This is a genomic window from Buttiauxella brennerae ATCC 51605 (genome assembly GCF_001654925.1).
GTDB classification, from domain to species: Bacteria; Pseudomonadota; Gammaproteobacteria; order Enterobacterales; family Enterobacteriaceae; genus Buttiauxella; species Buttiauxella brennerae.
Genome location: NZ_LXER01000040.1, coordinates 37,747 through 61,280 on the forward strand (window position 1 = coordinate 37,747; position 23,534 = coordinate 61,280).

General features: G+C 54.6%; 8 protein-coding genes. 1 reads left to right on the forward strand and 7 read right to left on the reverse strand.

Features of this window, described 5'->3' with window-relative positions:
* Positions 1-286: 286 nt before the first annotated feature.
* Together M975_RS20615 and M975_RS20620 are read right to left on the reverse strand one after the other, a co-directional pair.
* Complete coding sequence (locus M975_RS20615) at positions 287-979, reverse strand: hypothetical protein (RefSeq protein WP_064561745.1); 693 nt, start codon at positions 977-979, stop codon at positions 287-289.
* Between the two features lie 38 nt (positions 980-1,017).
* Entirely contained in the window at positions 1,018-1,497 is a 480-nt protein-coding gene (locus tag M975_RS20620; protein ID WP_064561746.1) for an Hcp family type VI secretion system effector, read from the reverse strand.
* Positions 1,498-1,708: 211 nt separating this feature from the next.
* Between M975_RS20620 and M975_RS20625 the strand changes: the two genes are divergently transcribed.
* A complete protein-coding gene (locus M975_RS20625) occupies positions 1,709-4,279 on the forward strand; it encodes an ATP-binding protein (protein WP_064561747.1) in 2,571 nt (856 codons plus the stop codon).
* A gap of 219 nt (positions 4,280-4,498) precedes the next feature.
* On the opposite strand, the gene M975_RS20630 is transcribed toward M975_RS20625, so the two are convergent.
* From M975_RS20630 to M975_RS20650, 5 genes are read right to left on the reverse strand one after another with little or no spacing between them, the layout of a single operon-like run.
* The gene (locus M975_RS20630) at positions 4,499-6,604 is read right to left on the reverse strand and encodes a site-2 protease family protein (protein WP_245164504.1); all 2,106 of its coding nucleotides are present in this window, start codon (positions 6,602-6,604) and stop codon (positions 4,499-4,501) included.
* A complete protein-coding gene (locus M975_RS20635) occupies positions 6,601-7,953 on the reverse strand; it encodes an efflux RND transporter periplasmic adaptor subunit (protein WP_245164506.1) in 1,353 nt (450 codons plus the stop codon). The genes M975_RS20630 and M975_RS20635 overlap by 4 nt, the downstream gene beginning before the upstream one ends.
* A complete protein-coding gene (locus tag M975_RS20640) occupies positions 7,950-8,774 on the reverse strand; it encodes an efflux RND transporter periplasmic adaptor subunit (protein ID WP_064561748.1) in 825 nt (274 codons plus the stop codon). The genes M975_RS20635 and M975_RS20640 overlap by 4 nt, the downstream gene beginning before the upstream one ends.
* Positions 8,775-8,782: 8 nt before the next feature.
* Positions 8,783-10,690, reverse strand: a complete 1,908-nt coding sequence (locus M975_RS20645; protein ID WP_064561749.1) for a TolC family protein — start codon at positions 10,688-10,690, stop codon at positions 8,783-8,785.
* Between the two features lie 36 nt (positions 10,691-10,726).
* Positions 10,727-23,446, reverse strand: coding sequence for an Ig-like domain-containing protein (locus M975_RS20650; RefSeq protein WP_083967921.1), 12,720 nt, complete (start codon positions 23,444-23,446; stop codon positions 10,727-10,729).
* Positions 23,447-23,534: the final 88 nt, after the last annotated feature.

Consider the following 23,534-nt stretch of genomic DNA (forward strand, 5'->3'; position numbering starts at 1 on the left):
CATATACCCATCATTCTTCAAATTGCAGGTGCATTGATTGCGCCTCGGAGAATGTTGGGAATATGAGTGAAGAGTTTTGTGATGAGAGGTTATTTTTCTATACGCTTCGCTATTTTCCAGACCGCGACGATGACAATAAAAATTGAAAGAAACGTTAATTTCCCCCAATGCTCAGGAAAATATCTGTAAAAAGTGCAGGACAAAATAATAATAATGGCTAGCGGGAGATATGAATACAATGTTTCTGTTTTTATCCAGTCAAAAATGAACTGTTTCATGAATTTTTTCATTTTGTAATATCTCTTAATATAGCAATGGCATCTCTTTCATTAAGGGTGGTATTGATAATTCCTATATTTCTTTGCAGTGCAGGCTCAATGATGAAATACAGCATTTCCAGATTATTTCGGTAGAGAATGTGATAAAATACTGGGTTAAGTGTTTTCAATCGTCTCGCTGAAAGAGCTGCTTTTTGTATGTTACTATAGAAATCAAGTAACGTAAGAATAACATTGCTTACTTTACCAATCGCTACTCGAATTTTAGTGGTGAAGTTTATTGACTCTGAAATAGACTTCGCTATTAAATATGACAGTGCTGATTTAGTTGAAAATTTAGTTCTATTTTTTGCCAAAAAACCTGTCACCTGAATGACAATTCTTTCCCTGGTAGAATCACTGAAGTTATCTAAAATATGTCCAGTGTATAACTCAATCATATCAAATATGACATCTTTCCTACTAAAGACTTCATTGATGGCGGCAATCATCCTTTTGTCTTCTTCTTTTAACTCCTGGCATACATCATGGTAATTATCAAAAAAGCAGGATGTGTACCAGCTCGCCCTCTCTGCACCAAAGTAGATGCTATTGAGCACTTCATTCCCATTTTTCCGAAGCGATGTGAACCCTTCCTCTAAAGATAATGCTATTTTTCTTTCTGACTCCATATTCATTTTCAAATAATCAGAATTATTCATACCTATAGTCCATTAATAGGGATATAATCTTGAATGCGTTAAAAAACACGCTCCATCCATAAACTGTAAGAACTTGTCCCCGCAGAGCAGTGCTCCCAGCTAATGGCTTCATAAACAAATGAGACAGTCTCTTCTGCAAGTCCTTTACTATCATCGACTACATGTGGGACAGAAAGTTGTAAGTCACAAATACGAGCCTCCGTAAGCTTAATGATGTAGTACATTTCATTCATCCCAAAACGATTTGTTCGATAAACTGGAAATTCGCAATTTAATATTTCATTATCATTAATAGCTTTGCTTAATAATGGGGATGATTTGTCAATAGGTTTTCTGATTGTAAGACACTGGTGATTCACGTTATCAATACGTGTTAAACGGTGGTTTAACTCATACACCATAATTTGATCCAAATGTGCAATCTGTGCCTTATTTCCTAATGAGTCTAGCGACATACAACCAGAAGATATTAACCCCTGATTTTTTCCATTAAGTGTCAGATAAATTAAATTTGCCATGTTGCACCTTACTTTAATGTAAATAACTAATAATTTAAGGGCTGCTTATTTATTCAGTGTCGAATAAATAAGTCTACCGACTTGTCGAAAGAACAATTAAGGATTCCATGCTTTATTGCCGCGGCACCCTTTGGGTGGGGAATACTAGACACTTGCTGGAGAATATGGCAATTCTGTTTCCATACTTTCGGTTACAGTCCGGAGCCAAAACATGCCGCAACCCCGCACGCCCTTTCTGACCAGTGCCCGTGGCCGCCTGCTGTCCTTTAACTTGCTGGTGGTGGCGGTGACGTTGATGGTTTGCGGCGTGGCCATTCTCGGCTTTAATCATGCCAGCCGTTTGCAGGAACAGGTGCAGGGGCAAACGCTGAGTGATATGTCCGGAAGCATGGAGTTGGCGCGGGATACCGCGAATGTGGCGACAGCAGCGGTGCGCCTCACGCAGGTGGTTGGTGCACTGGAATATCAGAGCGAAGCGCAGCGTTTGCAGCAAACACAGCAGGCACTTCAGAACTCGCTTAACCACCTGGCGCATGCACCACTCGCCAGCCGTGAACCGGAATTGGTGAAGCGCATCACCGAGCGCAGCAATGAACTGGAAAGCAGCGTTACGCGGATGTTGGAACTTGGTCATCGCCGCCATCTGGAGCGCAACGCGCTGCTCAGTGCGCTGTATCAAAACCAAAGTTACCTGCATCATATTCAGGATATTAATGCTCGTGATGGGCGAGCGACCCCGGAAGCGCGGCTGTTAACCGAAATGGACAGGCTGATTCTGATTGCTATCCAGACCCCTTCCCCGAAAGCCACCGTCGTACAGCTTACCGAAGTGATGGCGCAGCTTCCTGCGCATGATGATTCGCCATTAATCGCTGGGATATTGCAGGAGTTCACTACCCATTTGCAGCAATTACTGCCGCTTTCGCAGCAGCTTGAAAATAGCGATTTGGGGATTTCCTGGTATATGTACCACATCAAAGCGCTGGTGGCGTTTTTGAACCAGGACATTAACCAGTACGTGCAACAAGTGGCGCAGGAGTCGCTCAGTCGCACCGACCAAAGTCATAAAGAGCTGCAATCAATGATTGCCTTTATTGGCCTGTTTGCCTTACTGGCGCTGGTGATCACCGGGTTTGCAGGCTGGTATATTTACCGCAACCTTGGCTCGAATTTAACGGCAATTTCCCATGCGATGACGCGGCTGGCGCGGGGCGAACGCGATGTTAGCGTGCCTGCTTTGCACCGTCGCGATGAACTGGGCGAACTGGCGCGGGCATTTAACGTTTTTGCGCGCAACACCGCATCGCTGGAACACACCTCAAAACTTCTGAAAGAGAAAAGTACGCAACTGGAAACCACCTTCCACGCGATGCGCGACGGTTTTGCTCTGTTTGATAACGACGGCATTCTTGTGGTGTGGAACCCGCAATATCCGCTGCTGCTGGGTCTGGAACCGGAACAATTGCAGCGCGGGCAACACTACCTGAGCCTGCTAAAACAGATGTCACCGCTTCAGGAGCATATTCTTGAAAACCTTTCCCGCCCGCTACCCAAGCCACAGGAGCTGCGGCTTGCGGATAACCGCACCATTGAGCTGCGCTTTAGCCCGGTGCCGGGGCGCGGCATGGTGAACGTCGTGCTGGAACGCAGTGAGCGCAAAGCGCTGGAAGAAGCGTTAGTTCACAGCCAAAAAATGAAAGCGGTGGGGCAGTTAACCGGTGGTCTGGCGCATGACTTTAATAATTTGCTGGCGGTGATTATCGGCAGCCTTGAGCTGGCATCTACCGATTCCCCGGACGCCATGCGTATTCAGCGTGCCTTAAAAGCCGCCGAACGCGGGGCGCAACTGACGCAACGTTTACTGGCGTTTTCCCGCAAACAATCGCTGCATCCGCATGCAGTTGCCATGAAAACGCTGCTGGAAAACCTCGACCCACTGATTCGCCATTCACTGCCTGCGACGTTGACGCTGGAAATTGAAGCACAGCATCCGGCATGGCCGGCGTGGATCGATGTGAATCAACTTGAGAATGCGATTATCAATTTGGTAATGAATGCCCGCGACGCGATGGAAGGGCAAAGCGGTACTATCAAAATCCGCACCTGGAATCAGCGTGTGGTGCGCTCGAGTGGGCGCAAGCAAGATATGGTGGCGCTGGAAGTTATCGACAGTGGTCACGGCATGTCGGCGGAAGTAAAAGCTCAAGTATTTGAACCGTTCTTCACCACCAAGCAGACGGGTAGCGGCAGCGGGTTGGGTTTGTCGATGGTGTATGGTTTTGTGCGCCAGTCCGGTGGACGCGTGCAAATTGAAAGTGCGCCGGGGCAGGGAACGTTAGTGCGTTTGCAACTCCCGCGAGCGCCTGTGCAAGCGTTGAGTGAAACGTTACCCGAGCCGCTGGCAGTGAATTCTGATGAAGACCAGTTAGTGCTGGTACTGGAAGATGAACACGATGTGCGCCAGACGCTGTGTGAGCAACTGCATCAGTTGGGCTATTTGACGTTAGAAACCAGCGACAGCCAGCAGGCGATACAACTGCTGAAAGACGTACCGGATATTCAGATTTTAATCAGCGATTTAATGCTGCCTGGGCCGATGAGCGGGGCCGATGTGGTGCAACATGCGCGTGAGCATTACCCGCATCTGACGTGCCTGTTAATCAGCGGCCAGGATTTGCGCCGCAGCGGGCAGCAGTTGCCGCAAGTCGAACTGCTGCGCAAACCCTTTAACCAGCAAAAACTGGCGCAGGCTTTACGCCGTGCACAGTTTTGTAAGTTGTAATGAAAATGATTGAAAAGGACATCGCCAAACAATTGACTCCGCGTCCTGAAACGGACATTAATAGAACGACCCCTTCCAGTATCCCAGGAGGAAGTGGGTGAGTTCAGGAATTCAACTTAGCGGCCTCATGTATTGATATGCACCTCATTGATCATCCTGTAGCAAGGACTTAGCCCCTCTGTGAAGAGGGGCTGACTTTGAAGCCTTTCCCACCAGGCTTTAACCCTCTTTCCCCATACCCGTCTGCTGAATCAACATCAATGACACGCTATTAAACCAGCGATGCGCGAGACTCTGCCGTTTACTCTCTACGCTAATATCCGCGAGATTTTCCCGGTTAACCGCTGCTGCATTTCCTTCGCCTTCAATCGACACGCGATACCAGACGCCTTGCGGGCGCAGATCTTTTGCCTGAGCAGTCGGGTTAAGCTGCACCGGGCCACCGTGATCTTTTGCCAGCAACAGCGAAGGCAAACGCGTCACCACATTATGGTCGATAGAAACCACGCGCCCGATAAGCGGTTGCAAACTCCCTGGCTGGTAAACTTTGGCCTCAGATCCCATATGCAAACGCGAGAGATCCTCTTCACCGACGAGTGCCTTCACCCGCCAGCGCTGGGAGTTGACCAGATTGGCGATATGGGTGGCAGGCGAGATCCAACTGCCCGGTTGTAGCGAAAGATCTCTGTCTTCAATGTGCCCGTTCGATGCGGCAACCAGGCGCAGGCGTAGCAATTCGCTGTTACCCGCGTTTTGTTGTAGCGAAAACTGTCGTGCCATTTGCTCCGCCAGCACCTGTTTTGCCGGGCCATCTTTCTCCAGCCCTAACGCGCCACGGGCGCTCAACTCCCACGCGCGGCGCATCTCCTCGGCTTTGCGTTGCGACGTTTCAGGGAGCGGGGCAATAAGCTCAAACAACGGTTGCCCGGCTTTCACTTGTTGCCCATCGGTCACTAACACTTTCTCAAGACGAGCGCCGTATGGGGTATAAATTGGCTGCACGAAACCGGCTTCAATCACCCCCGGCAGGTTCACTTTATTCGACCACGGCACAAAAATAACCAGCAGCGCGGCGATAGCAATCAGCAGCAATCTTCGGCGCTGGAAAGGCTGACTTTCCGCGCGCCGGGCCCAACAGTGTTTGATTTCTCTGATCATCGGTTGCACCACAAAAGTCACTATCTCTATCAAAAACAGAATCACGCCCAACGCCTTGAAAAAGGCGTGATAGATAACCACCGCGATGCCGATAAACAGCAGCAGGCGGTAAATCCAGGTGGCGAAGGCGAATACCGTCAGAAAACGTGCAAAGGCCGGGGTGACGTTGTCGGGTTTTTGATCGTTGATACCAAATAGATGCCAGCGCATCGCCCGCTTCGCCCAGTTTCCTGCGCGTTCATGGAGCCCAGGAAAATCCAGCATGTCGCTCAGAATGTAATAACCGTCGAAACGCATAAACGGGCTGGCATTAACCACGACTGTCATAACCCAGGCGGTGGTCGCAAGGAAAAATAACGCGTTTTTGACGCTGCCTTCCGGTGCAAACGACCACAGCAAGGTAGCCCATGCTGCCAGAACTAATTCTGAGGCAATCCCGGCGACGGCAATTTTTAAACGGTCGCGCGAACGGATGAGCTTCCAGCTTTCCCCGGTGTCGGTATAGGCCATAGGTAACATCACCAACAGCGCAACACCCATGTGCCCCACCCGCACACCGTGTTTTGTGGCGGTGAGTGCGTGACCCATTTCATGCCAGCATTTGGAAAACACCAGTGCGATAGCAAATGCCGCAGCACCTTGCCAGTTCACTGAGTTATGCAAAGTGGCGACGACCGTATCCCACTGGCGCGCCGCCAGCACGATGCCAGTTATCGCGACAAACAGCGTCAGGAAAAAGAAGGTTTTGCTAAACAGCGGTTTTAGCCATGGCAGGGCTTTGCGCAGGCCTTTTTCCGGGTGAACCAGCGGTATACGGATAAACAAATAACTGTGCAACAGCCATTTCCAGGCCGATGACGCCGGGCGATAGCGGGCGGTGCGCAGCAGCTGTTGTTGCTGTAAAAACAGCACAAAGGCTTTGATATCTTCTTCATCGACATTCAGCGTGGTTTGCTGATTAATCGCCTGCGCTATTTTCCCAGCATCCGCCAGTTGCCAGCGCTTGAGGATCTCAATTTCCAGCCAGCCAAGACGGAAAAACAGGTTACGCACCGGGTCGGCCAGATGCCAGGCCGGAGAGCCGTCGCGGTTGCTTCCTGCGCTGTTCAGTCGCAGTTCGTCACGCAGCGCAGGCCACGGAGGAGCGGTTGCCGCACCGGATATCACCACCCGCTCCCGGCACGTAACGTAGCAATGGGGCGGCGCAGCAACAAGTAGCCGAGCATTGCCCAGTCACCCGTGACACGAGCGGTTCCCTGTAAACCAATTCGTGCCACTTCAGGTTTGCCTTCGAGCGTGCCACGCAGCAGATAACTGGCGATACCATTCGGTGCTTCAACGGTTTGGTAGCCTGCGTAATCCAGTTTGGCGTTAAATGAATCAAGCGGTGCGACCTTCAAAAATACCTTCATCGGTGCGCCGTGATTCAGGTTGGTGTATTCACTGACCGGCGCCCAGGCGCGAATACCTAGATTATTCGGGTCAGCCAGCAGGCCGATACGTTCGCCGGTTTGCACCGGACGGCCAGCCCAGTCGTCGGGGTCGGAATAGACAAATACCCCGTTACCGGGGGCGCGAATCGTCAGCTTTTCGAGGTCACGTTTAATGGACTCGACTTCGACTTTTTTCTCACGCCATTTCCCTTCGGCCATCGCCAGTTCTGACTTAGCCTGTTGGTCTTCAATCGCCTGCTGAGAAGCCTGGTGCAGCGTCGTTTCGGTGGTTTCCAGCTCCGCCTGCGCCACGGCAAGACGGTTATGCAAAGTGGTGTCGTCGAGCGTTGCCAGCACCTGTCCTTTCACCACATCGCTATTGGGTAGCACCACCATGCGCTGAATAACGCCGGAATCGGGAGCGGCAATCACTTCACTTTGTAGCGAGATAATTTCAGCGGGCACCAGCGTGTATTCGCGCACCGGAATACACAACACCACCAGCAGCGCCAGCATGATATAGCCGAGGCGACGCCCGGTGTTGCGCTGCCAGAACTGTTTGAAACGCGACGGTCGCGCGGTTAATGCCCACCAGGCATAACCGTATAAACCACTAAGATGTAACAGCGTAAATTCAGCGGATGTCGGGGCAAGAGAGGTCGGCCAGGGTTCATCACGGCCCAGAAACCAGAGTGCGTGAATGTCGCCATCGGCACCGGTTAGCGGCAATACCCAAACGTGGGGAGGCAGCCATTCATCCCACTGCGGGGAAAGGGATTCACTCAGTTGTGCCGGTGAGAGCGCCAGCACGCGGGCTTCGGGCGGTAATGCCCGGCAATGTGGGGCAATTTCGCGCGCCACATCCGCCAGCCATAAAGCATACGGCGTATTGTTGTCGGTATCACTGAGCCCGGAATGGGCGACCAGTTTTGCGCGGTTATTCGGAGTAAGAGACAGCAGCGCTGACTGGCGATAATCCACCAGTTGGCGCGTTTCGTTGCATATAACAAAGCCCAACTCGGCTGAGTTGCTTATCGCTTCTACCCGGGCTGCTAACGGGTAGAAGGCTGTACTGGATATCACGAATTTGCAGCTCCGCTATTCAGGCAACGTTTTTCGTCAGCCGGGCAGATAGCCACGGCCTGCCCACTCATGCCCGGCAGCACATCGTCCGTTTTTTCCGGGAAGCGGGTTTCGATTTCGATGGTCTGGCTAACGGCATCGACTTTGCCGCTGATGTTGGTGACGGTCAGCGGATATTGCTTACCGGTTTCACCGACAGACGCATTCAGCTGTGAGCCGATTTTCAGCCACGCCACCCAGTTTGATGGCACGTTTAAGCGTGCCCGTAACGTGCCGCTGCCGACAAGATCAATCACCGGCGCACCGGCACCAATGCCCTGGCCTTCTTTGACGTAGATTTTTGCCACGCGCCCGTTGAACGGCGACACAAAGCGGCATTGCGCCAACTGCGCGTCAAAAATACCCATCTGGCCTTTGGTGCGGTTAACTTCAGAGGCGGCTAAACCCACTTCCAGTGCGGCTGCGGATTGTAAACCTTGCAGTTTGGCTTTGGCTTCATAGCGCAGTTGGGCGGCGTGAAATTCGGCTTCAGCGGCATTTTTACGCGCCACCAAATCGCTACAGTCCATGGTCGCCAGCAGTTTGCCCTGGGTCACGGTATCACCCAGTTGGACGTTAATTTTCGCCATGCGCCCCGGTACCACACTTGAAAGCGGGCTTTCACGATTCGCGAGCACCAGGAAACGCACCGTGGTGCTGCCCTGTGCGGTTGGTTGAGCGGCGGGTTGCGCCGCAGGCGTTTCAGCCGCCAGTGCGGGAGCGCAAAGTCCGGCCAACAGACAGATAAAAGCCGTAGCAAAGGTGGTCTTATTGTTATTCATATACTGCCTCATGGCGTCGCGGTCAGAACAGGTGTCGCCCCTGCAAGCCTTTGCAAATCTGTGGTAATGGATAATGTTGCCGCTTCAGCCAGTGCACTTATCGAGCGTGTGCTGGTTTCGTTTGGTAGGTAACTTGTGTACTGGCGAGTCAGCACTTCAGCCCCGTCTGCATCTCTGACGCGCATCGTCCAGACACCTTTCTGTGTGCCGTTGCTGGCCCCGGCGCTAAAGCTCATGAGCAGCGTCAGGCTTTTCGGCGACGGCTCAAGCGACAGGTGGTTTGCTTCAATCACGCGCCCGACAGATTGTTCGATGCTGCCGCGCGAAATACCGGCGGGTACGCGCGTAATCTGGATTGAAATCGGGCGTTTTTCGACAGTGATCCCAGCCGTGTGAGCAAATACGCTGCTCTCTTGCTGGCGCAAGCTGGTGGCGATTTGTCGCGATAAGCTGGCAACATCGGTCTGCGTGACTTGATCTGGCAGTAAATCAATCCCGACTGAGTTCAGTACACGCCCGTAAGCGGCTTGTGCTTCCGCATATGACGAGGCTTCCTGGAAGCGTGAAACGATTGAACGCGCCTGAGTACGCAATGTTTCCAGATCGCTGGTCAGTGAGTTATCAGAACCAGCGCGGGAAATGCTCGCCAGGCGCTGGTCGACTTGCGCCGATTGTTCGGCAATCTGGAAGTCATAAGAAGCCAGTTTATAGCGCTCAGTGGCGACACGCACCTGCGTCAGAACCGCCATGCTCAATGCCATACGGCGAGCATCATCGGTCTGGGCACGAGCGTCATTTGCGGTGCTAATTGCCGGAATGCTCAGCAATTTAAACAGGTTCATCGAAACGCCGACGCCGCCCTCAATCCAGTTATTGTTGTAGAGGTATTCGTTGGAGTCGTAGTTCAGCCCGGCAAACAGATTCAGGCTCGGGAATAATGACGCTATCTGGCGCTTGGTTTCCACGCTGTCGATGCGTGTTTTGTAATCCTCTTCACGCAGTTCCGGGCGGCGTTCCAGCGCCATTTGCTCAAGTTTATCAATGTTGGTCGGTGCCGGAGCAAGCGGCGTTGGCGTGTCCTGCAACACCAGCGGCGTGCCCGGCGGCAGGTTGATAAGCGCGGTCAGCTCGCTTTTTGCCAGCTCCATTTGCTGGCGTTTTTGGTTCAGCAATGTCATGGCATCAAGCAGGGCGCGTTGATATTCCAGCCCTTCAATTGGCGGCAGGATCCCGGCTTGTTCTGCTTCACGCGTTTTATCCAGCGCCTGGGCAATTTGCTCTGCCAGCGGTTGGGTTTCGTCGAGCAAACGCTGTGCACCCAGCGCACGCCAGTAGGCATCACGCACTTCCTGGACAATGTTTTGCAGCACTTTACGGCGGCGTTCTTCGGCAATGTTGACTTCATCGGCCTGCTGTTTGGCGCGGTAATAGCTCATGCCGAAATCGAGCAGATCCCAGGAGAAGGTTGCGCTGGAAAGATAATGCTCGCGCTCTTCAGACGTGGAGGGACGCAGGCTGACCAGCCCGTCATCGATACCGATGCTGGTGCCGCCTGAGTCGTTGTCACGCCAGCGATAGCCCGCGTCTGCCATCAGTTTTGGCAGCATGTCTTGTTGTGAGACATCCAGCAAACTGCGCGACAACGCGGTTTCCATCATTTTCAGACGGTAGTCGAGGTTGTATTTCAACGCTCGCGCCATGGCGTCGGGTAACGTCATCGGCCCGCTAAGCGACTCCTGCCCACGGTACATTTCTGCCCGGTCACGATTCACTCGCGCGGTAATCTCATCCTGAGTCAGCGGTTCCGGTTTAATCGTTCCACAGCCGGCCAAAATCAGCACCGCAATCAACCCAGCAACAGGTTTGACTAACGGCACGCCACGTTTTTTTTCTTCTGCCACCACGTATGCGTTCATCGTTTTTTTTCCATCTTAAACAGTTGCTTTCAGCCTTTACCGGCGATTAATTGTCGGGACTGTAATGTGCTTTCCAGACGCCAAAGTGTGTTTTTCCAAAGCAGCAAGTTGCATGGATAACGGTTTTGCTCCCGATGCGATAACAGTCGGTTGTTCAACCTGCGTCGCTTCCTGCGTGACCGACGTTTGAGCAAATGAACTGCGCTCATCGGCTTGTCCAATACCAAACGGGCCAAATGAGTTCCCAAGCGAATTCTGCCCAAGGGCGTTACTTTCTAAGCCAGGTAAAGTGCGCTGCTCACGCGTGTCGCTGTACCAGCGGGAGAACAGAACTGCCTGCTGCATAACGGGTGCATTCGCATGCTCTATCCCATAACCATAGGCGGCAAACCGGCTGTTAAGCCGGGTCTGAAGGCCAATAGCATCACTTTGTAAATCATAGACGAGCGGCAGAATAAACAAGCCCGGTTCGTAACTTTGGCTGTAAGTCGTCAGTGTTTCTTCTTCGTCAGGGCCAAAAATCTGGTCGCCATTGCGATCGTCGACGTTTGGCATTGCCGTGACGCCATGAATTAAAATAGTGAGGCGTGCTTCGCTGACGTCGCCATCGCTGTCGGTGATGGTGTAAACAAACACCTCAGTCAATGTCGCGTTCGCTTCAAGTGACGCTACGCGCGGGTCGCTGCGGTTGACTTGATAGGTCCAGTTGCCCTTGCTATCGAGTGTGAGTGTGCCGTATTGCCCGCCGCTCGCGCCGCCAATGGTGCCTGTGCTCCCGGTGTTTTCCGACACGACGCCCGTCACCGGGCCGTTGTTCGCTGCGCCATCGGCACCCATGCGGTCATCGTTAAAGACGTTGCCGCTGGCTGACTCCTGGTTTTGGTCCTGTAAGATTTCCGCGCTGTCATCGGTGGCGGTTGGGCTGTCGTTAAACACGGTAATGCGCAGCTGGCCGACGGTAACGCCGTTCACTTCCACGGCGTAATCGTTGTGCGTACTCACCAATCCTGGTTGTGACACTGCTTGGCGCAGGGTGAAGCGGTAATCCACATGCCCTTCGCCGTCGGCCGGGCTGTAGTAAGCCAAAAGCGTAATGGTGCCGGTCACGGTTTCGATGGTGATTGGCGACAGCGGATTAAGCTGCAAAAGCTGTTCGGCGGTGATGACACGCCCCTGGAAGGTGAAGGTTTTCAGCTTATCGAGCGACAGCAAATCAAGCGTGCCACTCACTTCCTGAGCGCCAGGGTCAAGCGGCGTCAGGCCGTCTTCGCGCACCTGAATTTCCACCGACGGTGCCACCAGAATGCGCAACGTGCCGTTGGTTTCGCCCCCTTCGTTGCCATCGCTCACGGTGTAGGTTACGGGAGGAACAAAGCCGAATTTGCTGTTCACTGGCGTAAAGGTGTAACTGCCATCGCGCAGTACCGTCAGGCTGCCAATGCCCGCCAGCACAGCGGTTTCGCCTGCGGCATAACGTTGGCCGCCAACCTGGAAGCTGGACAGATGAATCGGGTCGCCGTCCGGGTCTGAATCGTTAGTCAACAGGTTGCCGGAAACCGCGTTCCCTTGCGGAGTAATGACCCCTTCCGGGCTAACAACGGGCGCGCTGTTGATGACATGAACGGTGACGGTAGTAGTTTCAGTGACGCCGCCGCTGGTCACGGTGTAGGTGTAAGTATCGGTGCCGACAAAACCTGTGCGAGGCGTATAGGTTATCTGCCCGTTTGGCTGTAATACCGTGCTGCCATTTGCGCCGTTGGTCACGGCGGTGATGGTGGCGTCCTGGTTCTCGAAGTTATCGTTGGCGAGGACATCCGTCGTCACCGGATTCCCGGCGTGGACGGTGGCGTCATCGGCATTAATATCGGCTACCGGCGAAATAATAATATTCAGCGTGCCGGTCGAGATGCCGCCAATCAGCGCATCGTTAACGGTGTAGGTTACGGTCGGCACTCTGCCGTTCCAGTCGGCAATGGGCGTTAGCGTGTAACTCCCGTCGCTGCGTAAAGTGAATTCCCCCACGCCTGCGATGATAACTGGGTAGCCTGCCGGAGCCGTTTGGCCGTCGACGTTGAATTGCGTCACGGTGAGCGGGTCGCCGTCGGGATCGCTGTCGTTATCCAGCACGTTGCCGCTGACCACGTTATCTTCCGGCGTAATGTTGAGATCCGGGCGCGTAACGGGGAGGGTGTTTTCCACCGTGACACTGACCGTCGCGGTCTCCTGAATCCCACCGCTCAACACTGTGTAGGTGTAACTGTCTGTACCGACATAACCCACGTTTGGCGTGTAGGTGATTTTGCCGTTGACGATGCTCACCGTGCCGTGGCTGCCCTGGGTCACGCTCTGAATAATTTTATCGCTGTTCGCGAAAGTGTCGTTGGCGAAGACATCGGTGGTCACGGAGGTGTTGCCGTGTACCGTGACGTTATCGTCAAAGGCATCTTTTACCGGAGTGATGATGACCCGCAGTTTGGCTTCGGACTCGCCGCCATTATTGCCGTCGCTGACGAAATACGTCACCACAGGCAGGGTGCCATTCCAGTCAGCGACCGGCGTGAACGTCCAGTTGCCGTCCGCCTGCATGACCAACACGCCCATATTCGGGATGTTGAGCGCGCCGCCCGCCGCGTAAATCGTCGTGCCATCCACGGTAAAGCCGGTGAGGGTCAGTTTGTCGTTATCAATATCGCGGTCGTTAGTCAGCACATTGCCGCCCGCCACGCCGTCTTCTGGCGTGGCGTTACTGTCATCAGCCGCCTGTGACGCGTTGTTGGTAATGCTCACTGTGACAAAGGTGGTTTCACGCACGCCGCCGCTGGTGACGGTGTAGCCAAAGATATCGTTTCCCACAAAACCGGCGACCGGGATGTAAACCACTTTCCCGTCAACAATCGTGGTGGTGCCGTGCAAGCCGTTGGTGGTGGCGGTTATCTGATGGTCGCTGTTTTCAAATGTGTCGTTGTTTAATACGTCAATGACGACTGGCGTTCCGGCGTGTGTGGTCGCGTCGTCACGCTCGATGTCCTGCACTGGTGTGACGGTGAGCGTCAGCGTGCTGCTGCTGGTGCCGCCGTTTCGCCCGTCGCTAATCTGATAAGTAATCACCGGCAGCGTTCCGTTCCAGTCCTTGACCGGGACAAACGTGTAAGTGCCATCCGCGTTGAGGGTGAACTGACCTTGCCCGGAGATAAAAACCGGGCTGCCGACCATGCGAGAAATCGAGTCGCCCGCCAGGGTGAAGCCTGTGACGGTCAGCGTGTCCTGAACGGCGGGGCGGTTATCGGCGTCGGTATCGTTGGTTAAGACGTTGCCGGTAAGGGGCGTGTCTTCGTTACCCGCGTTGACATCAGGCTGCGCCACCGGAGGGGCGTTGGTGACGGTGATATACACCGTGGCGGTTTCGGTAATGCCGCCGCTGGTGACGCTGTAGGTGTAGCTGTCGTTGCCGACAAATGCTGGCGCTGGCGTGTAGACAATACTTTTGCCGTCAGCGCTTAAGCTAACGGTACCAAATTTGGCGGTGCCTAAATCGGTGATTTCTTTGTCAGTGTTGATGAACGTGTCGTTGGCAAATACGTCCGTCGTCGTGCTGGTTCCGGCGTGCATCGTCACGTTGTCATCGGCGATATCCTTCACCGGGTTCACTGCAATGTCGATTTTACCGACCACCAGCGCGCCACCGTTGTCATCGGTCACGGTGTAACTAATTTGTGGCACGATGCCATTCCAGTCGGGTACTGGCGTGAAGGTGTATTGTCGGTCATAAGTCAGCGTAAACGTCCCAACGCCAGGAATCACGGCAACGGTGGGGCTGCCAAGATTAACTACCGGGAAACTGCCAGCGATGCCATCTACCTGGAACGATGTCACACGCAGGACGTCGTTGTCCGGGTCGGTCACATTTAGCTCACCACTTAGCGGCGTGCCATCTTCATTCATCGTCAACTGCATGTCGCCGCTCATTGGCGAAGTGTTAGTGACCAGAATCGAGACAATTGTGGTTTCAGTAATGCCGCCGCTGGTGACGGTATAGGTGAAGCTATCGCGCCCCGCGTAGCCCGCAGGTGGCGAGTAACGCACGGTGTTATCCGATAGCACTTCCAGCCTGCCGCCTTGCGCACTGATCCCGGAAACCGAGACTTGTCGGTCAGGATTGGTGAAGGTGTCATTGGCTAACACGTTAATAATGACGGCGTCATCAGAGTGCGTGCTGGCCTGGTCTGCCTGAATATCTACCACCGGCGTGACGGTAATCACCAGCGTGCTGCTGACTTCGCCGCCCTGGTTTCCGTCGCTCACGGTGTAGTTTATTGGCGGCACGATGCCATTCCAATCCGCGAGCGGGGTAAATAAATACAGCCCTTCCTGGGTGATGGTGATTCTGCCCATGCCGGGGATATCAACCGGCGTCAGCCCAGCCGCGTAATCGGTGCCGTTAATCGTGAACTTAACAATGCTCAGATTATCGTTGTCGCCATCCGTCGCCTCGCCGAGCAGGGTGTTGAGAATCGGGCGGTCTTCCGTGGTGGTGATATACACATTCGGCACCGTCGGCGCGGCGTTGGTCATCGTGACCGTGACGGTCGCGATTTCGGTGACGCCGCCGCTGGTGACGGTGTATGTGAAGGAGTCGTCGCCGACATAACCCGCATCCGGCGTATAAACCAGTTTGTTATTCACAATACTCACCGAGCCATGCGCAGGCGCGCTGGTGTCGGTGATGGTGGCATCAGCATTACTGAAACGGTCGTTGCGCAGCGCATCGATGGTGACAGGTGTCCCGGCGTGCGTGGAGACCGAGTCATTCACAAAGTCCTGAACCGGAGTGACGGTGATATCCAGCGTGCTTTGGGTTGGCGGGTCGAAGGTATTATCCGACACGTTAAACGTAATGGTTGGCACTTTGCCGTTCCAGTCGGCAATCGGTACGAAGGTGTAAGTGCCATTGGCGCGCAGGATAAAGGTGCCCTGGTTGGGGATAATCACGCTTTCGCCCGCCTGGTGCGTTCCGGCGATACCCGCAATCTGGAAATCGGTCACATGCAGCGGGTCGCCATCCGGGTCAACAATGGTATGCAACACGTCGCCATTAAGCGCCGTATCTTCCGGCGTTGAATCCACCTGAGCGCTTGGCGATGGCGGGGTGTTGGTCAGCAGAATAAACACCGTGGCGGTTTCGGTAACGCCGCCGCTGGTGACGGTGTAGGTATATTTGTCCTGGCCGACATAGCCCGGCGTCGGGGTGTAAATCAGTGAATTACCAGGGCCGCGGGTCACGGTGCCGTGCGCACCCTGGCTGAAATCGGTGACCGCACGGTCCGAATTGACGAAGCTGTCGTTCGCCAGCACATCGGTGGTAATGACGGTGCCGGTATGCTCTTTTTCGATGTTATCGACCGCATCGTCTACGGCGGCAATGTGCAGCCCTAAGGTCGCGGTTTTGTCACCGTTCATGTTGCCGTCGGTCACGACATAGCTCACCAGAATATCGCCGTGCCAGTCGCCGCCAGGGGTGTAGTTGTACGTCCCATTAGCATTAACGGTCAGGGTTCCGTGACTGCCTGCCAGCGTCACGGTGGTGCCCGCGGTGTAGGTTTGCCCCTCAACGGTGAAGGTTTTCACACTGAGGGTATCGACTGCGCCATCCGGGTCGCGGTCGTTAGTTAACACGTTGCCCGAGGCCGAGGTATCTTCGTTGAGCGTCTGGTTTTCATTGGCAACAATCGGCGCCTGGTTGGTGACATTAATCGTCACCGTCGCCTGTTCTGTTACGCCGCCGCTGGTGACGGTGTAGGTGTAAGAGTCGGTGCCGACAAAGCCCCGGTTTGGCGTATAAGTCAGCACGCCGCCGACGTAACTCAGCGTACCGTTTGTCGGTTGTGTCACGGAGGTGACGGTTTTATCCCCGTTGGAAAACGTGTCGTTAGCCAGCAGATCGCTGGCATTTTTAATCAGCGGCACATTGGCGTGAGTGGTGAAGCTGTCGTTGTTCGCGTCAGCCACTGCCGTAATATTCACACCCAGCGTTGCGGTATTTGACCAGTGTGAGGTCTGGTCGCCCGCGACGGCAAAATCGAAGAAATTAACGCGACCGCCAAAAATACCGCTCGCCGTGGTGTCGGTGGTATCGGAGGCGCGCAAATGCAGGCCGCCGCTGACTGAACCGTTGTAATCGGCGGTCGGCACAAAGCGCATCTGGGTATTGCTGGCGAGCACAAAGGCGTGGCTCTCGCCCAGATCGGACGGGATCGCCTGCCAGGTGGTGCCATCAAAATATTGCCATTGGCCTTTGCTGGCATCGGTGTCATTGGCATAAATCGCGACGTAACCCAGTGCGCCGCTGGCGTTTTCGCCGCCTGCAATGCCGCTCTGGTTATCGGTGGCATCGCCATAAACCGACTGGAACAGTTGCCCGACCGTCTGCGTGCCGTTGGTGTCTTCGGCGATGGTAAGCGTTTTATCACCCAGCGTCGGGCGGTCGTTAATGTTGGTGACGACGGTGTTGAGGGTGATGACGGTTTCACTGTAAATCGAGGTGCCGCCACGCCCGCCCGTGGTGTTGATATTGGTGACGCTGCCATTGGGCAGGACCGTCGGCGTGGAAGAAATATCGCCGTTGACGTTAGTTTCCACCAGCCGGACGCCTAATGTTGCCGGGTTGCCAAAATAGTTTGCGGCAGGCACAAAACGCAGTGACGAACTGGCCGTCAGGATTAACGCGTTACTGTCGCTGCGGTTACCGACGGCAAGCCAGTTCACGCCATCGAGTGAATATTGCCATTCGCCCTGAGCGGCGTTGGTGGTTAATTGCGTGATAGCCACGCCGTAGAAGTTATCCGCCCGGGAGCCGCCCGCGCCGCCAGTGTTGCCGTTATCCACGGTATCTTTCTGGTCGTTGAAGAAGCCGCTAAACAGGTTTCCGACATTGCTGCCCGCCACCGAGCCTCCCGGTGTGTCCTCTTCCAGCGTCGGGATCGTCACTGTCGGCGTGCCTACAACCACCGGCGCGTCATTCACCGGATTGACCGTGAAGGTAAAGGTGCGTGTCGTGATCAGTGCCGATGAGGTGCCGCCAGGACCGTCTTCATATTCCACCTGGCCTGGGTCGGAATTAGGATCGGTCAGATTGGGTAATGTCACCGGGCGAGAACCGGAGTTACCGCCATCGTTGACCGTCACCGTCACGCCAAAATTCCCGTTCCAGTCAGACGCCGTGGCATCTCCTGGCACGTCAGGCAGCGAGACTTTTAGCCCTGCCAGGTAAGTATTAATTTGCGCGTAAGAGCCGGTAAACGTCAGCGTGTCGGTGCCCGCGCCGGTGAAGGTGCCACCGCTGCCGGTTGGTGCGACAAAGGTAAATCCGTTCGGGAGTTTAACCGTGACCGTCATGGTCTGGCTGCCCGCATCCACATCACTGAGGGTTATCGGTGGCAGCGTGACCGTGGCACTGTTTTCATTGGTGTTGAGCACCGGACTGCCGCCCAGTTCGATATGTGCCGGGTCATTGGTACTGCTCTGAAAAACGGTGCGATACGTGGTGGCGACGTTTAGCTCAAGTCCGGTCGGGACTTTAGCGTAAGGGCTGAAGTCAGTAGTCGGAACGGGTAATGTCCCATCGCCCGTAGGATTGGCATTATTCCCACCGTTGGCACCGGTCGTCAGTCTGCCGTTTGCATCGCGCAATCGGTCATCAACAATCACTTCGACGCGGAAATACTGGTCGGCATCGTCAACCTGGATGCCGCTCATTCTCACCTGTAGTTGCGCGAGATAAGCGTTGATTTGGTCGATGGTGCCGGTGATCACCAGCGGTGCATTGACGCCATTTGCAGGCGGGTTGATGCCATCCGGGCTGGTGGATTGCACTGTCACGCCTGAGGTGGTGTTCAGCGAGGAGATATTGACCGCTGAGTTTTGCTGGTCACGATACTGTAAAACCTCGAACGGATTCCCGTTTTGATCGGTGATGCGCACGGTCACTTGCACGATATTTTGTTCGCCCGTCGCAATGCCGCCAGCATCTGAAACATCCGGGTCGCTTATCACAATTCCGCCCACGCTGTTGCCACCAGGCGCATTGTTATCCAGTAAAATAGTGTCTGTTGGGGCGGTCACTGTGGGCGCATCGTTAACCGGTGTAATGGTTATCGCGATTTGCACATCGGCGGGCACCACGCCTGTGGTATTCCCGACGTTAGACGCCGAGGTATCCAGATGAATAGTGAGCGTCACATCGCCCGCCGCTCCACCGTTTTGATCGTGGTTGGCATCTTTATCGCTCAGGTAAGTCAGGCCACTGGTCGGGTTATTGAGCAATGCCTGAATGGCGCTGGCAGTCCCGGTGAGCACTAATTTCCCGCTGTTATCGCCGGTAATCGTGACGCCATCAATAATAAAGCCGCTATTGTCATCTGCGCCCGCAATCCCCAGTTGGCCTTGTGGGACGGTCAGTGTCACGGTCACGTTTTTGCCGAAAGCCGCTGATTCGTCATCCGTGATAGTGATATCACCGCCGATAATCGTCGGCTGATCTTCAAAGGTGGTTTTGTCAGTATTACCGACCACCAGGGTGCCAGGGTCATTGGTTTCTGAGGCGTTAATCACCACCTGATTAGCCGTAATGTTGCCGTTATTGGCGGGAACGCCGTCCAGATACCAGTTGTAAGGGGTGCCATCAACCGTGCCGGGCGGTGTGCCGAATGCCGGAGTGGCAGGCTGGTTTACCGGGCCGCCGTTAGCCGCCCCGCTTAAATTACCGTTCACGTCACGCAGGCGGTCATCGGTGATGACTTGCACCTGGTATTGCGCGTTGCGATCATCAGGGAAGGTGACGGTCAAACCCGCCAGCGCTGCGTTAACCTGGGCGACGGTTCCGGTGATCACCAAATAGCCATTGATACCGCCAGTCACGGTCGCCCCGCTGTTTGCCGCCGCCGTCAGTACAATGTTGTTGTATTCGGCCTGGCTAAAGGCACTGCCATTGCTGTGCAGTAAGCGCACGGTCGTTTCGAGGATATTGGTAGCGCTCGAACCGCTGATGATATCCGGGTCGGCCACGGTAAAACCGTTGACGGCGTGCGAACTGCCGCCGATATCAATCGGGCCGGAAGGCGCTGTCACGGTTGGCTTATCGTTGGTCGGAGTGACATTAATCGCGAAGTGATTCCCCGATTGCTCTTTGTCGCCATCCGAAAGCGTGAAATTAAAACCATCGGCATTCAGACCGCTGCCGGATGTCTCATCGCCATTGTTCAGGTAATAAATACGGCCATTGTTGATATCCGCCTGGGTAAAGGTGGAGCCATTGCCGAGGAAGCTAAAATTCACGCCGTCGGTGGAGTACGCCAGGCGTCCGTGAGCCGGAACGGTGGAAACTGTATATTGCACCTGCTCGGGCGAGCTGTCCGGGTCGTAGGCCTGAAGTTGAGCATTGTTGAGCTGAACGTAACCGCCTTCCACCACTGTGGCCGGGTTATTGGCCGGTAGGCCGCCAATTTTATTCGGCGAGTCCGGCGGCACGGTGATATCCGGGCTGTCAGGCGTAGCCGGGATCATCGGGCCATCGTTAACGTTGGTGATGGTAATCCCCACCGTCGCGTTGACCGCAGAAGATGCACCCCAGCGATCCACCGCCGAGACAATAAAGCTGGTGCTGCGCACTTCAGAGCCGTTACTGACGAACCGCAGCCCGCTGCTGTTATCGCTTTTCAGCAAACTGGCATCGAGTTTTAGCGTACCGATATCGGCGCTGGTGATCGTCACCCAAGTCGTGCCGTTGAAATACTGTAATACGCCACCGGTTGGCAGCGACTGGAAGACAATTTTTAAGGCGTTATCACCGATCACTTCGTTATTAAGTGCGTAGTTATTACTGCCATTAATATTGGCGATGTTTTCCCACGGCGAACCGCTGTTGGCGTCATCCGGGTCGCGCAAGTTCAATTGCGAAGTGGTGATATAAACCGTTTCGCCTTCCGCCAGAACCGTGTTGGAGGAGCCTGTAATCACGGGCGCATCGTTGACCGGGGTGACGAAAATTTTAAGCTCGGGGTCCCAGGTGACCGCCATCGGGTTGCCATTGGCGTCGAGCGTGACTTGCCCGGCGGAAACCGAGAAGCGCGCATTAAACTCGAAGTTTTCGCCGCCGTCATGAACGATGCGTATCAGGCCTGCATCCAGATCGGCCTGGGTGAAAGAACCAAATGCGTTGATCGTGACCATGCCGCCATTGCCATCACTTTTCATGATGGTCAGGCCGCTTTGGCCCGCACCGACCCCGAGATAGGTATAAACAATTTCATCCGGGCTGATCCCTTGCACCACATAACTCATGCCCGGCGTGGCATCAGAAATATTTCCGGTGCCGGACAGCACCAGCGAGCCGCCTTCGTTAATCGCACCGTGCGGCGGCAGCGTGGGATTGGTGACATCCGTGCCGATGTACCCTGAACTGTTGGTGCTATCGGGAATATTCCACGGCGGGACGTTATCCGGCGTTGGGTTATTGGCGAGGCGAACCAGGCCAATGGTGAACTGGAAATGGGTTAACCGATCGGTTGCCGCTTCGCCGTCCCAAATCCCGCCCTGACGGGTAAATGTGGTGCCGTCCGGGTTCCAGCGCAGCGCGGTGGAGTGGTCAATCACGCGGAAGTTAAACACGTCGATGCCGCCCGGCTGCGCATTCAGGTATTGCACATACGCGACTTTGCCTTGAATCACGTCTTCCATCGTGAAGGTGTCGCCGCTCTTTAACAGCAGGCCGTTGAGCGTCAAATAACCGTGCGTCAGCCCGGCGGCATCCACTACAAAACTGACACGATTGGCCGGGGAATCGGTATCCAGGCTGGTGAGCATTTCAGGCGTAAGCACCACGTCCGCCGGGCCGGGTACCACATCGGCGTGCAGGGTGGAGTCGGTGTCGAGGAACGGGTCGTCGTCCACCTGTTGAATATCGAGCTTGATAATGGCATCGCTACTGGCCGTTGTGGGGGTTCCGCCACCCTGATCGGTGACGCTCACCCCGAAGGTATCTTGTGTGATCCCATCCTCGCCGTTGTTGGCATAGGTCAGCAGGTTTCTTTCGGCATAATCAATTTGCTGGCCGACCTGCACTGGCACGCCATTGAAATAAAGCGTGCCGTGCGCGGGCAGCGCGGTAATGGTTAAGGTGAGATTCCCATCCTGCGGGTCGCCTCCGCCTTCCGCCACAATGTACTGCCCGACATTCCCGGTATTGACCGCATTTTGCGGCTGGCCTTCAAACACAATACCGCTGCCGCTAATCGTTGGCGGCTGGTTTTCAGGGGCAATCTCCAGCGTGACGTTTACCGTGTCGGATTGGTCGATGGGCGTTGCGCCGTCGTTCACTCTGGCGGAAAAACCGTCGGCGGTGTTTTGCGTATCACCCATCGCGGTGTGGACATATTTCAGCGCACCGTTACGCACATCTTGCTGACTAAACACCGACCCCACGCCCAGGCGCGTACCGTTGAGCGTCAGATATCCGTATTGCGGAATCGCCGTCAGGCTGTAGACAATTTGCGAGGCGCTTTGCGCGCCAATCTGTAATTCAGGGTCGAGCGCGGCAAGCGTCGCTTCCGTAATCACGGTGCCTGACCCGTTTCTTTCCGGCACGATGAGCGTGCTGTCGGGAACAGTTACCGGGTCGTTGGCGGGCGTAATGGTGACATGCGTCACCAGCGTTGCACCGCCCGATAACGTCAACATATTAAACACCACATCGGTGGAGGCGGACTGATTGCCAAGCTCTGTATCGCTCGCGGTAAATCTCAGAGAATCGAGCCAGGCCTGAGCATTTTCCATCGGCCCGAGGTATTCGAGGAATTTCCCACGCTCGTTACCGTTGACCAAATCCCCCGCCGCGGTATTGCTTAATCTCACGGTGATGACGATGTTGGCATCATCACTCGGTGTTAGCGTCAGACCGTTAAAAGCCCCGGTTTCCGCGCCCGGATGAAGCGTTGTGGGTTCGGAAACCACGATGTCAGGTTTAGTGATGGTCAGCTCTGGCGCTTGCAATACGCCATCGTAAGCCAACTCCAGCGAGCGAGTTTCGATAACGCCAGTGTGTGATTCGAGCGTCCAGTCGGCGGCTTTTGCCGCACTGCCCGTTTCGTCACTGGAAGCTGCAACATCCGCATGGGTGTAATCCGCCATACGGGTAATCAGAACGGTATCTTTTGATGTGACGTTACAGCCATAGAGCAAAATATCGCCATCGGTAGTGAGTTTCTCGCCCAGCTTTTCTAGCTGCTGCTGATAGAGGCCGATGGTTTGATCGTTAAGTTTGTCGCTACCGAGCGTGATTTCATCGCTGGCGCCATGGCTGATGATATGAATCGCGGTGATATTTTTATCATTTTTTAGCGCGTCATTAATCTGCTCAAGGCCTGAATGCTCTGAGTCCAGAACCAGCACTCGGCTGCCTTCTGGCAACTGGCTGACCAGCGATTGCCAGTTCTGTACGTGGCTGTCGACGACATAAACTTCATGTGCAGGAGTGGCATCGGTTGGGGCCGGTGCTGCAATTGAAGCAGGCGCAGGGGCTGTCGCAGGCGGTACAAATACCGCTTTAGAAGCGTCGGGCGCGTTGTCGTGATGCTGAGCATCTAACGGATTATCCGCATGGCTTGCCGCTTCAACGACGGCTGCACCATCAAACAACTGGCGTGGTTCCAGAGCGAAACGGTGATGACGAGGGCGGGTAGGGTTATCACTTCGTTGTCTGGACATGGGGATTCACTCTGTAAGCAACGGCGGCATTACAGCAATGATACATCTGATTTACATAATATGAATGTATTAGGGGGTCTAATTACAT